Here is a 12,552-nt window from a genome sequence, read left to right as displayed (position 1 = left end):
GGCAGCCTGTGACCTTAACGCTAATATTAACTAACTGTATGGCGGGAGAAAGATAGTGTGAGCTACGTCGATTTCATTACGAAAGTACATACCAGTACCAAGCGCGATTATGTCGCTCGTGTTGTCCAACACGATAAGGCAGATTGTGCCACAATTGCTAAGCAGTATGGTCAAGATTACTGGGATGGCGATCGCCAATACGGTTATGGTGGTTATCGCTACGATGGTCGTTGGCTGCCAATTGCTAAGGAGATAGTTAAGCATTACGATCTTAAACCAGGAGATAAAATTCTTGATGTTGGCTGCGGTAAGGCATATTTGCTTTATGAGTTTAGTCAAGCCATCCCTGGAGTAGAAGTTGCAGGGATAGACATCTCGCAGTATGGTATTGACAATGCTAAAGAGGAGGTAAAGCCTTTTTTACAAGTCGGAAATGCTACGAAGCTGCCATTTGAAGACAATACTTTTGACTTTGTAGTTTCGATTTTAACTCTGCACAATTTATACAATTACGAATTGTACGCGGCTTTGCAAGAAATTGAGCGAGTTGGCAATGATAAAAAATACATTGTTGTTGAGTCCTACAGAAATGAGCGGGAGCGAGTGAATCTGCTATATTGGCAGCTAACTTGCGAGTCTTTTTATACTCCTAATGAGTGGGAGTGGTGTTTTAAGCAAAGTGGCTATAGGGGGGATTATGGCTGTATTTTCTTCGAGTGAGTGCCTTAAAGTTGACAGTCCCAGTAGGGAAAACCCATTTTTGACTTCTGAAGAAAATGAGGCTAGCGCTCAGTTTTTAAGAGACGGTTATATTGTATTTCCCTTAGAAAATGATTCTCTCTTAAATGCAGTCAAGAAAAATCTCTATCAGGCAGGAATTGAGTTAATTGGCAATCAAAGTAAATATTCAGAAGCAGATTTTTTTGATCGCATTCATAAAATCATTTCAGTCAGCGAACTAAACGATTTTCGAGTGAAGCTAATCGCTCTGATGGCACAGGATAAAAGCTTGAGACCAAACATTTATTCTTTGGGCAAGAAGTATATTCATTGGCTAGTTGGTAACGAATTGGCAATGCAGAGAAACTGCAATTTAAGCATCCAGTTTCCAGGGGATGACAGTTCCCTTTTGCCACTGCATTCTGATGTCTGGTCGGGAAATTCGCCCTATGAAATTGTGTTTTGGCTGCCCTTGGTGAATTGTTACCAAACCAAGTCAATGTTTATCTTGCCCAGAGCAGAATCAGAGGAGGTATTTAGAAACTTCAAACAATATTCTCATCTTACTGCCGAAGATCTTTTTAATAAAATTACAGATAAATTGGTTTGGTTAGAGGTTAATTGTGGACAAGGAGTGATATTTTCTCATTCCCTACTTCATGGGAACCGAGTTAATGAAGAGTCAGAAACGAGATGGACTTTTAATGTTCGGTTTAAGAGTTTGCTTTCTCCTTATGGGACGAAGGAATTAGGCGAATCATTTTTGCCAATTACGATGCGTCCAGTTACAAAAATAGGGTACAATTATATCAAACCGGAGTGCTGATGAAAGTTCAAAAGGGATGGAGAGGATATATTTTTAGTCGGGAGATCGGTGGTGATTTTATTCCGCAGCGAGTACAAAATATTGTGATTCGTAACTACGCTCAGACTAAAGGTATGCTATTTTTGCTCAGTGCAACTGAATATTATATGGATAATTGCTACATGATGTTAAATGCCTTACTTGAAGATTTGGACTCAATTGCAGGGATTATTTTTTACTCTATTAAATTATTGCCACCAGATGCGATTCATAGAAAAAAAATATATACTGAATTGTTAAGCAAGGGGTGTGGGCTACAATTTGCTCTAGAGGAACTTGCTATTTTTCAAGAAAATGATATAGAGTTGATTGAAGATATAATAGCTTGCAAGCTCCTGGCGCGGGATGTCACAAATACTTTGTCTGGGACGATTGCTGGTTAATAATCTGGTGAACAGAAAAATAATTGAGGTTTGATGGCTATGGGATAGAATAAATTAGGCTTGACAAGATTATAAATAATTGAAGGGTTATTAATTTTATTAGAGGTGAGAGGTGAGCGACTTGACACAGAAAACTCGAGAAATGCAGTATCAAAATTGTGTTGAATTGCGCGACAGTAAAGGACTCACACACTTGGGTCTAATGAGCAACCAAGTATGGCATGACGATCCTAAACGCTTGCTATTTGTCTTATCGAGATACAAGTTTGTGGCTAAGATGTTTGGAGGTATGAACAGTGTGCTTGAAATCGGCTGCGCGGATGCGTTTGCAACTAGAGTTGTCCGGCAAGAAGTCAAACATCTAACGGCAGTTGATTTTGACCCGGTGTTTGTTAAGGATGCGATCGATCGCATGGACGAAAAGTGGCAGTTTGATTGTGTAGTTCACAATATTCTGGAAAAACCTGTAGAAGGACTGTTTGATGGTGCTTATGCTTTAGATGTGCTAGAACATATCCGCCAGGAAGACGAGCAGCATTTTATGTCCAATATCGTTCAATCTCTGACTGAACAAGGAGTATTAATAATCGGGATGCCATCAATTCAGTCCCAGGCTTATGCCTCGGCTGCGAGTAAGGAAGGACACGTCAATTGCAAAGACCAGAAAGAGTTAAAAGAGTTAATGTCGCGTTTTTTCCATAACGTATTTATTTTCTCGATGAATGATGAGGTCGTGCATACAGGATTTTACTCAATGGCGCACTATCTTTTTGCATTGTGCTGTATGAAAAAGGACTCTACTACCTAATTAGCTGAGGATGAAACAAACAGATGTATCACTTATAGTAGGAGCTGACAGCTCAATGGGTCGAGCATTGGCCGCTCGACTAATAAGTGCTGGAAAGCCAGTCATTGAAACCACCCGGCGGCACGATACTCTCTCTGAAACAAGAATCTTTATCGACTTAACAAAAGAGATTGCCAACTGGCATCCTCCTGCTAAAATAGATGTAGCTTATCTGTGCGCTGCCGTAACTTCCCTCGAACAATGTCGCCAAGATCCGGTGCACAGTGCTGAAGTGAACGTCCGCAACACACTATCCTTAGCAAAGGATCTAATTGCTAGAGGTACATTTGTCGTATTTTTGTCAACCAATCAAGTCTACGATGGGTCGATTCCCTTGCGTAAAGCTGATGATAAAGTCTGTCCACAAACAGAATACGGCAGGCAGAAAGCTGAAGCTGAGAAACAGTTACTGGCTCTCGGTAACTTAGTTTCTATAGTGCGATTTACGAAAGTTCTTAGCTCTAGGGTGCCTTTGTTTCAAGGATGGATTCAGGCATTACGGAACAATCAGGAAATTCATCCCTTCTTAGATATGGTAATGGCTCCAGTCCCCCTATATTTTGCTGCCGATGTCTTGTCTCGGCTGGGCGAATTACGCTTGCCAGGAATTGTTCAAGTTTCTGGGGAGAAAGATATAAGTTACGACGAGGTGGCTTATTATCTTGCACGGCAAATTGACGCTAATCTAGACCTAGTGAAACCGCGCAACTCAAAGGAGGTTAATTTACAACCTGAATTTGTCCCTTTGCATACGACACTGGATACAACGCAACTGCGCATCCAACTTCGATTGGAGCCACCGAAGGTCTGGTCGGGAATAGACTTAATACTAAGGAATAATATTGATCGGTGAAGCAATTCTTTCAATCAAGTTATTTTTTTGAGAAGTGAGACAATCTAGAGTAAAGTTATATAATCAGCGATTAGTGAAAAAAACTTAGATGATTTATTTCCAATTTTAAATCGGCAAAACTTAACAGCAAAACAAATAGAAAAAATGACAAACGATATTGAAGAGTCAGCAACAAAAGAACAAGTACAATGGACTGAAACAAAGGCACTGCTGGGAAATGACAGGCTGTTACTTGGCCCTTACTTTACCTATCAGTTCCGTAATAGTCCCCGCCGAATTCTCCATGCCTTGAGCTATCATAAGTTTGCTGCTAAAATGATTGGTACAGGAAAGCAAATTCTTGAGGTAGGATGCAGTGAAGGGTTAGGAACGCTAATCCTATCTGAATTTGCAAATGAGTGTCTGGGGATTGATATTGATGCCGATGCGATCGCAGTTGCTAAGGAAACGATCGCTAGTGCCAAGCTACAGTTTCGCCACGCCGATATCATAGGCGGTTCCTTTGGAAAATATGATGCTGTTGCCAGCTTTGATGTCATAGAACATATTTTTCCCGAAAATGAAGAGAGTTTCTTAAGTGCGGTCACTGGTAATTTGATTGATGGGGGAATGTTTGTTGTCGGGACTCCTAACATTACTTCTGACCACTATGCTTCGCCAGTAACGAGGGCCGGTCACATCAATCTTTACTCGGCTGACCGCTTGCGGGAATCCTTGGCTCATCATTTTCAAACAGTATTAATGTTTTCTGCTAATGACGAGATAGTTCATACTGGATTTGCCCCGATGGCTCACTATTTAATTGGCATAGGTATATCGCCCAATCGATCTCTATTGATCGAGCATTAATCTAACAAAACGACGATTGCTCACTTAGTCTATTTTACCTACAACAGTGTCAAGCAAATCACTTCTTGAATATTACCAACAAAATTCCTTCAACCCAGTCCCAATTTCTCTTGAAGATAGGGTAGCTTGGGAATTGCACTTTGCTAAGCGTCATAACTTATACGAACGCCATTTAGGTATACCCTTTTCTTTGCTACAAAATAGTTCAATTCTTGAGTTTGGTTGTAATTCAGGAGAAAACGCCTTGGTTCTAGCTTGTGTAGGTGCAAACCTCACCCTGGTAGAACCAAATCACCAAGTTTTACCCCAACTCAAAGCGTTATTCCAAAAGTTTGGCGTGACGGAACACATCGCTGCTTTAGTAACAGAAGGAATCGACATATTTGAATCGGATATAACTTATGACATAGTTCTGGCTGAGGGATTTTTATTCACATTACCGAATCGCGATGAAATGGTTCAAAAAATTGGTCAACTGCTCAAACCAGGAGGCTTAGCTGTCATCTCATTCAATGACAGATACGGCTGCTTGCTAGAAATGACAAGACGAATGGTTGTATGGAGAGCATACCAACTCCAAGGAATTGATAACGTTCACAGTCAAGTTGCGCTCAATATTGCTGAAAAGTTATATGCAGAAGATTTCTCAAAATTGAAGGCTTCTCGGTCTTTCGAGGCATGGTGGAAAGATACGTTAATTAACCCGTTTTTGGCCTCAAAATACCATTGGAGCTACCCTGAATTGATCCCGCTACTAGAACAGATTGGCTGTGAATTTTATTCTTCTTCTCCAAAGTGGACAGGAATAGATAGGTTTACCTGGTACAAAAATGTTTCAGATAGTTCAGAACGCCACCAACAATTAACAGAAAACTTGAGGATGTACTTGCCATTTTTTTTAACAGGATTACCTCCATCAGCCGGAGAAAAGAGTTCAGCAAGCCCCGCAGTCATTGACTCACTGACTAACTTAATAGAACAACTTTCCGATTATACGGTAAATTGGGGAACTCCTATAGAAGCGATAATTTATCCACCCCTACTAGATGAGTATCTCAGCCAAATTCAAGATTCAAGATTGCAGCAATTCAATAGAGAAATGAAGAATATATATGAGGCAGTAAAATACAACCAACTCGAGCAACTCATATCGGTATACCAGGCATCAAAGTGCGTGAGGAGTATGTGGGGCGCACCGTATCACTACATTTGCTTTAGCAAGATGGCTTATTCCTGATATATGGTAGCGTGAAACTCACAGTTTAAAGATTTTAATCGTACAGGTGAGTCTTACCTTTATTGTCTGAGGATTGGCAGTACAATTGTATGTATTATTCGTTAATTTCTGGAGGAACTGCTTGACTACCCCCAAACACTGTCTAGTCACCGGTGCCGCCGGCTTCATCGGCAGCCACCTGTGCGATCGCCTCCTTGCTCTCGGTCACGCTGTAACTGGTTTAGACAGCCTAATTACTGGTCGCCTTGTCAACTTAGAAAGGGCTAAAACCTATAAAACCTATAATACTTTTAATTTCCTAGAACAAGACGCAGCCGCCATTACGCCATCTACTTTAGAAGGCATTGACTGGGTATTTCACCTCGCAGGATTAGCGGATCTAGTCCCTTCTATCCAGAACCCCGGCAAGTATTACCACGCCAACGTCCATAGTACCTATGCCCTTCTAGATGCCTGCCGTCACGCCCCCATCCAACGGTTCATTTACACGGCATCCTCCACCTGCTACGGTATTCCCCACCAATATCCTACCCCAGAAAGCTATCCTTGCTCTCCCGAACACCCCTACGCTCTCACTAAGTATTTAGGAGAGCAATTGGTACTGCACTGGGCAAAAGTCTATAAACTCCCTGCCCTATCCCTGCGGCTGTTTAATGTCTACGGCCCCCGTTCCCGCACTACAGGGGCTTACGGAGCAGTATTTGGTGTCTTCTTAGCCCAAAAATTAGCCGGAAAACCATTCACCGTGGTAGGAGACGGCAGCCAAACAAGAGACTTTACTTTTGTTAGCGATGTTGTCGAAGCATTTATCAAAGCTGCTGAATCAGATATGATGGGTGAAATTATTAACATTTGTTCTGGTCAACCTCAAAGCGTCCTCACTCTAGTAAAACTTTTGGAAGGTCCTATCACCCACATTCCCAAACGCCCGGGAGAACCTGACTGTACGTGGGGAGACATCGCAAAGGCAAAAACCCTACTGGGATGGCAGCCGCAGGTTTCATTTCCAGAAGGGGTATCGCAGATGTTGGCAAATATTAATATGTGGCGAGAAGCCCCTGTTTGGACACCTGATGCGATTCAGGAAGCGACAAAAGAATGGTTTGAGCATCTGGGGGAAAATTAAATCTATGGAGCCAACGCCCCCTCAAGCAGTCAAGGTATTTATTTATCAAGGATCTCGCCTGCTGCTCCAACTGCGAGATAACAAACCTGATATCTTTTTCCCTAACCACTGGGGACTATTTGGCGGGTTGATAGATGCTGGAGAAACTCCCGTCCAGGCCGTGAAGCGAGAAATAGAGGAAGAATTAGGCTGGACACCGCCGGAGTTCAAGTTTTTGCTCAGATGGGACGAATCAGACGACCCTTGCATCAATCACATTTTTGTTGCACCCTTGACAGTTGACCTCAATCAGTTAAAACTAACTGAAGGTCAAGCACTAGGATTGTTTACACTTGAGGAATTGACTCAGTTGCTCCTAGTTCCAAAAATACTAAGAGTTTTACCACAAGTCCTCGAAGCGATCGCTTCCGAGGAACTAACTACTTCTTGGCAAAGTCTAACGAAGTCATCAGCCAGTCTTACCTCTAAATTCCCGAATCTATAATCTATGCAATCATTAAGCTCGCAACTGCTATTTGCCTCTGATTATTTCCGCCAGCTAGCTGCACTCAGCGAAAACTTTGAGGCGAGCGATCGCCAATCCCAACTAATATCCTTTGGTGAAGGTATTGATCGGGCTGCTGCTTTAGTCTATCGGCAAACCCAGCAACAAAAAAAGGTCATTTTTATTGGCAACGGCGGTAGTGCAGCAATAGCCAGTCACCAAGCAATTGACTACTGGCGTAATGGAGGATTTCCCGCGATTGCCTTCAACGACGGAGCTCTGCTAACTTGCATCGGCAACGATTTCGGCTACGAACAGGTGTTTAGCAAGCCAATTGCTACGTTCGCCCAACCAGGAGATGTCCTCTTTGCCATTAGTAGTTCCGGTCAATCTGCCAATATATTGGCCGGTGCGCGTCAGGGTAGTCAAATTGGATGTCATGTGATTACCCTCTCAGCCTTTAAAACAGATAATCCCCTGCGTCTATTAGGTGACATTAATTTTTACGTCCCAACGATGGCTTATGGTTTTGCTGAAATTACTCATTTGTGTATTTGTCACTGCATCTTGGATGGCTTAATGAAAGGTGTTTTACCCGAATCTCAAATGGTAGATCCAGCTTTGTCTCTCAGCGAAAATATTGTGTAGTATCCCCCACGAACTCTAGTTAACAAGTTATTTAAGTAAGGAAAAGTCTGTCTATGAAATGCAAGATTTGTGAATCGGAATCTTTCTATTTTGCAAATGCTAATATTCTTAACAAATATGATGCAGCCTATTTTAAATGTACTAATTGTGGGTTTGTTCAAACTGAGGAACCTTATTGGCTGGAAGAAGCCTATTCTCAACCTATTGCCGAGACTGATTCCGGTCTAGTCTTTAGAAATTATATGCTTGCCAGAATAGCAACTAATATAATTACGAAGATTTTTAATTCTAATGCTAATTTTTTGGACTATGCCGCTGGCTATGGCTTGTTTGTGCGATTGATGAGGGATATCCGCTTTAATTTTTATTGGTACGACAAGTATTGCGATAATATATTCGCCAAGGGGTGGGAAGCAAATTTACAAGATGATCGGCAATATGAATTGATAACTGCTTTTGAGGTTTTTGAGCATTTTGTCAATCCTATTGATGAAATTAATAAGTTATTAAACTATTCAAGAAATATTTTATTTAGCACAGAATTACTGCCCGAAAATCAACCCAAGCCACAAGAGTGGTGGTACTATGCTCCTCACGAGGGTCAGCACATCTCTTTATACACTCCTAAATCTTTATCTATTATTGCAGAGAGGCTAGGCTTAAACCTATACTCAAACGGCTCGTCTATTCATCTACTCACAGAAAAGAATATCCCCCAAGATTTATTTGAAAGGTTATCTCACTATGATTCACTTGCCTTAAAAGGTTTTTTATTATCTTCAAGAGATTACCTACAAACTTTTGAAAAAATTGACTCAGAACAGTACAAGGAGCAATGGTATCAGACTCAGAAAGAGTTGGCACAATCTCAATCACAACTGTACACATCTGAGGCAAAACTGCAACAATCCCAAACCCAATTGCATCAAACTCAGGCAGATTTTGCACAAGCTCAATCGCAACTGCATCAAACTGAGACAGAGTTAGAAAAATTTCAGTTACAACTGCATACCTCCCAAGAAGAATTAGAGCAGTCGCAGTCGCAACTTCATCAAAATCAGGCGGAGCTAGCCCAATCTCAAACCCAATTACATCAAACTCAGGCGGAGCTAGCCCAATCTCAAACCCAATTACATCAAACTCAGGCGGAGCTAGCCCAATCTCAAACCCAATTACATCAAAATCAGGCGGAGCTAGCCCAATCTCAAACCCAATTACATCAAACTCAGGCGGAGCTAGCCCAATCTCAAACCCAATTACATCAAACTCAGGCCGAGCTAACCCAATCTCAAACCCAATTACATCAAACTCAGGCGGAGCTAGCCCAATCTCAAACCCAATTACATCAAACTCAGGCCGAGCTAACCCAATCTCAAACCCAATTACATCAAACTCAGGCCGAGCTAACCCAATCTCAGAACCAATTACATCAAACTCAGGCCGAGCTAGCCCAATCTCAAGAGGAAGTATCTCAAGCTAAGTTTTTGCTGCGTCAAAGTGAAGAGCAATTAGTCCAATCTCATGCCCAGATACTCGATTCTCAGAAGGAAGCGTCTCAGCTTGAATTGACCTTATATCAAACGGAGGTGGAGGTAAAGCGATCGCAGTCTCAATTTTACATGAACTTCAGAGAGTTTAAACGCCTAAAGTCTCAATTGCATCAGACTCAGGAGGAATTGCAGCAGTCGCAGTTACAATTGCATCAGACTCAGGAGGAATTGCAGCAGTCGCAGTTACAATTGCATCAGACTCAGGGAGAATTTCAGGCACAACAACACTGGATTCACGAGAAATTAGAGAAAACCTTATTTCAACAAGGTATCGCTGGTCAAACAAATGAACAACGCCAGACCCATTACAGGGTATTGGTGTGGGAGGGATGGTATGCTTACCACAAGGGCGAGCTGAGTAAGATGCAAGAGTGCTTGCAGGAATCATTGAAGTTTACGTCTTTATCGCCAAGTGAAACTATCAATAATTGGTTAGAAAATTTTGCCATTTTTTCCTTAGAAAAAGATGAAATTTTCGATAGTTATTACTTAACAGAATCAGAAGAATGGAAACAATTGATCCGTCGCCTTATTGTCAAACCAAACGGATTTGTGAAAAAAATGATTTCTCTAAATTGAGAATAGTATAGATAAAGCTATTTGAATAAAGAGTAAACAGAAGATGACTGAGTGGAAAGATACTTTTGAATTTCAGGATAAACAATTAGTAAAGGGATCTCAGCTAGAACCACACCCAGCTCAAGAGCATCCCGAAGAATCTCATGACTTTATTCTCCTCATCTCAACCCTTGCTGCTGAACTTTACACCTCTCAGGAAGAGTTAGAGGAATCTCATGCTCTACTCCATATCATGCGGGAGAAATTGGAACACTTGGAGGATCTACAAGCTCAACTTTACCAGACACAGACAGAATTAAAACAATCGCAAGCTTTGATCCAGCAGGTTCAGGCAGAAAAAGATTGGCTTCAATCCAAGTATCAGGCTTTGAGACAGACAGCACAGCAGCTTCAAAAAGAGCTAGGGCAAGTGCAAGCTCAACAAAAAAAGTAGAAAAATAATCAACTTTTCTGATTATAGTTATGTCGTTTCCTCAAGCAGTTTACCTTGTTTAGTTAAATTATGAATAAGAAAGTATCTTCAACGATCAAAGAAGCACAAAACTCGGCTTTTGGAGTTAATATTGGTGGGTTTGTCAAGGGAGAATTTGGACTTGGGGAAGGAGTAAGAGCCAATATTAGATCAATTAAAGCGACCGGTCTTCCCTTTACAGTGAATAGTATTAATGTCCAATGGCATCGTAATTTAGATCCCAGCTACCAAGAAGAAGATTTTGCCATTGATAACCCCTATGCAATTAACCTAGTAAATGTAAATGCTGAATCGCTAGGTACATTTATTGATGCTTTTGGTCGTAAATATTTTCAAAATCGCTACAATATTGGATGTTGGGCTTGGGAACTGCCGACATTCCCTCCTGAGTGGCGGTTTGCTTTTGATTTCTTTGATGAAATATGGACTTACAGCAATCACTCGGCAGAAGCCATTGCGGCGGTATCACCTATTCCAGTCATCAAGGTAATGCCTAGTCTAGACCTTCCTCGTCCTTTGTTGGGAAGAGAAACTTTAGGATTGCCGAAAGATAAATTTATTTTTCTATTCATGTTTGACTGCCTTAGCACATTTGAGCGAAAAAATCCAGAGGCAGTAATTGAGGCATTTATCCAAGCTTTTGGCGAGTCAAACGAAGATGTTGTGCTTGTCATCAAGTTTTCTAATTCTCAGCATTATCCTAATCAACGAGACAACTTTAAGGCATTAGCAGCAAAATATTCATCTGTTCACCTGATAGAGGGGCATTTGATGAGGGAAGAGGTGAATGCTTTAGTTTATAATTGCGACTGCTACGTATCGCTACACCGCGCTGAGGGTTTTGGGCTGACGATGGCTGAAGCGATGTTCTACGGCAAGCCAGTCATAGCCACTGCCTATTCGTCTAATATGGAATTTATGAATGTTGGCAATAGTTTTTTAGTGAAATACGATTTAATAGAACTTACTGAAGAGGGCGGCCCTTATAAAAAGGGGAATGTCTGGGCTGAGCCGGATATAGAACACGCTGCGGTCCTCATGCACTATGTTTTTCACAACTATCAACAAGCTCAACAAGTAGGAGTGAGGGCAGCTTGTGAAACTAAATCTTTATTAAGTCCGCAGGCGATCGGCAGAAAAGTTAGAACTCGCCTTGAATATATTATGGGGATGTGGGCGACTAACGACTTTTATAGAGCTAAAGATTACTTTAAAGCTCAAGCAAATTACTTTGAATCCCAAGCCCAAGCTTGGAAGAACACAGCACAGCAAGTGCAGGTGGAATTAGAGCAATGCCAGAAGCTTGCTTCTAACGCAGTCTGAATTCAACTCAACTCTGGTTAAGTTGAAGCATTGACCCCGATTCAACCCCTGTGACTTCATCAAAAATCTCCAACTTTAACAGTCAAACGGCGGAATGTGGGCTAAAATATAGAAGTTATTCTCAAAGAGAATATAACAACGGAGAGTATAAAAAATGGATTCATTGAATAATGATAAAAAAGATTTTCGTACTGATACAGCAGCCAACGCGGACGGTAAGGATGTCAAGCAGGATAATATTAGTTTTGAGAAAATTCCTGACTTTTGCGAGATATTAGAAAATTTTCGTCCTGATGAAATTAGCGATGATTTCTTTTATGAGGCTACTTATAACCTTAACGACGAAGCTTTTTTGCAAGCAGTTTACCGCACTTACCTGAAACGTGAACTCGATCCTGGGGGTAGTTACTGCTGGCTTCAAACTCTTCGCAGTGGCAAATTCTCCCGTAAGAATTGCCTTAAAGGAATTAGGAATTCAGGCGAATTTAAGCAAAAATGGCCTTCAGCTTTAGAAGATATCAAACTATTTTCAACATTAGGAAATCTCAAAAGTGTTTCGCTCGATTTTATTGGGAAAGTTGTTTCAATACTCTTCAAACATATTTTTTGAAAAGGG

The 12,552-nt window shown here is 41.3% G+C and carries 14 protein-coding genes; all 14 read left to right on the top strand.

Annotation, left to right across the window (positions count from 1 at the left end; translation table 11 throughout):
- Positions 1-57 precede the first annotated feature (57 nt).
- Entirely contained in the window at positions 58-720 is a 663-nt protein-coding gene (locus OSCIL6407_RS0120905; RefSeq protein WP_007354348.1) for a class I SAM-dependent methyltransferase, read from the top strand.
- Positions 698-1,546: a sporadic carbohydrate cluster 2OG-Fe(II) oxygenase gene (locus tag OSCIL6407_RS0120900; RefSeq protein WP_007354347.1), complete on the top strand. Its 849-nt coding sequence runs from the start codon at positions 698-700 to the stop codon at positions 1,544-1,546. Before OSCIL6407_RS0120905 ends, OSCIL6407_RS0120900 begins: the two co-directional genes overlap by 23 nt.
- Complete coding sequence (locus OSCIL6407_RS0120895) at positions 1,546-1,968, top strand: LIC12192 family sporadic carbohydrate cluster protein (RefSeq protein ID WP_007354346.1); 423 nt, start codon at positions 1,546-1,548, stop codon at positions 1,966-1,968. The genes OSCIL6407_RS0120900 and OSCIL6407_RS0120895 overlap by 1 nt, the downstream gene beginning before the upstream one ends.
- Before the next feature lie 112 nt (positions 1,969-2,080).
- A complete protein-coding gene (locus tag OSCIL6407_RS0120890) occupies positions 2,081-2,776 on the top strand; it encodes a class I SAM-dependent methyltransferase (protein ID WP_007354345.1) in 696 nt (231 codons plus the stop codon).
- Positions 2,777-2,786: 10 nt separating this feature from the next.
- On the top strand, positions 2,787-3,668 hold the full coding sequence (locus tag OSCIL6407_RS0120885) for a sugar nucleotide-binding protein (protein WP_007354344.1): 882 nt from the start codon (positions 2,787-2,789) through the stop codon (positions 3,666-3,668).
- 144 nt (positions 3,669-3,812) lie between these two features.
- Positions 3,813-4,517: a class I SAM-dependent methyltransferase gene (locus OSCIL6407_RS0120880; protein ID WP_007354343.1), complete on the top strand. Its 705-nt coding sequence runs from the start codon at positions 3,813-3,815 to the stop codon at positions 4,515-4,517.
- Positions 4,518-4,563: 46 nt separating this feature from the next.
- Positions 4,564-5,754, top strand: a complete 1,191-nt coding sequence (locus tag OSCIL6407_RS0120875; protein ID WP_019487629.1) for a class I SAM-dependent methyltransferase — start codon at positions 4,564-4,566, stop codon at positions 5,752-5,754.
- A 121-nt stretch (positions 5,755-5,875) separates the two neighbouring features.
- Positions 5,876-6,880 carry an SDR family oxidoreductase gene (locus OSCIL6407_RS0120870; protein WP_007354341.1) on the top strand — a complete coding sequence of 335 codons (1,005 nt, stop codon included), beginning with the start codon at positions 5,876-5,878 and terminating at the stop codon, positions 6,878-6,880.
- 4 nt (positions 6,881-6,884) lie between these two features.
- Positions 6,885-7,364 carry an NUDIX hydrolase gene (locus tag OSCIL6407_RS0120865; RefSeq protein ID WP_007354340.1) on the top strand — a complete coding sequence of 160 codons (480 nt, stop codon included), beginning with the start codon at positions 6,885-6,887 and terminating at the stop codon, positions 7,362-7,364.
- Positions 7,365-7,367: 3 nt separating this feature from the next.
- Positions 7,368-8,012: an SIS domain-containing protein gene (locus tag OSCIL6407_RS0120860; protein WP_007354339.1), complete on the top strand. Its 645-nt coding sequence runs from the start codon at positions 7,368-7,370 to the stop codon at positions 8,010-8,012.
- Positions 8,013-8,065: 53 nt separating this feature from the next.
- Positions 8,066-10,141 carry a class I SAM-dependent methyltransferase gene (locus OSCIL6407_RS31900; protein WP_019487628.1) on the top strand — a complete coding sequence of 692 codons (2,076 nt, stop codon included), beginning with the start codon at positions 8,066-8,068 and terminating at the stop codon, positions 10,139-10,141.
- A gap of 43 nt (positions 10,142-10,184) precedes the next feature.
- The gene (locus OSCIL6407_RS0120850) at positions 10,185-10,574 is read left to right on the top strand and encodes a hypothetical protein (protein ID WP_007357222.1); all 390 of its coding nucleotides are present in this window, start codon (positions 10,185-10,187) and stop codon (positions 10,572-10,574) included.
- Between the two features lie 69 nt (positions 10,575-10,643).
- The gene (locus OSCIL6407_RS31045; protein WP_007357221.1) at positions 10,644-11,936 is read left to right on the top strand and encodes a glycosyltransferase family 4 protein; all 1,293 of its coding nucleotides are present in this window, start codon (positions 10,644-10,646) and stop codon (positions 11,934-11,936) included.
- 154 nt (positions 11,937-12,090) lie between these two features.
- Positions 12,091-12,546: a DUF4214 domain-containing protein gene (locus OSCIL6407_RS0120840; RefSeq protein ID WP_019487627.1), complete on the top strand. Its 456-nt coding sequence runs from the start codon at positions 12,091-12,093 to the stop codon at positions 12,544-12,546.
- The last annotated feature ends 6 nt before the right edge of the window (positions 12,547-12,552 follow it).

This window comes from Kamptonema formosum PCC 6407, from assembly GCF_000332155.1.
Classification (GTDB): domain Bacteria; phylum Cyanobacteriota; class Cyanobacteriia; order Cyanobacteriales; family Microcoleaceae; genus Kamptonema; species Kamptonema formosum.
The sequence above is the reverse complement of the archived record's forward strand: the minus strand, read 5'-3'. Positions and strand labels throughout refer to the sequence as shown.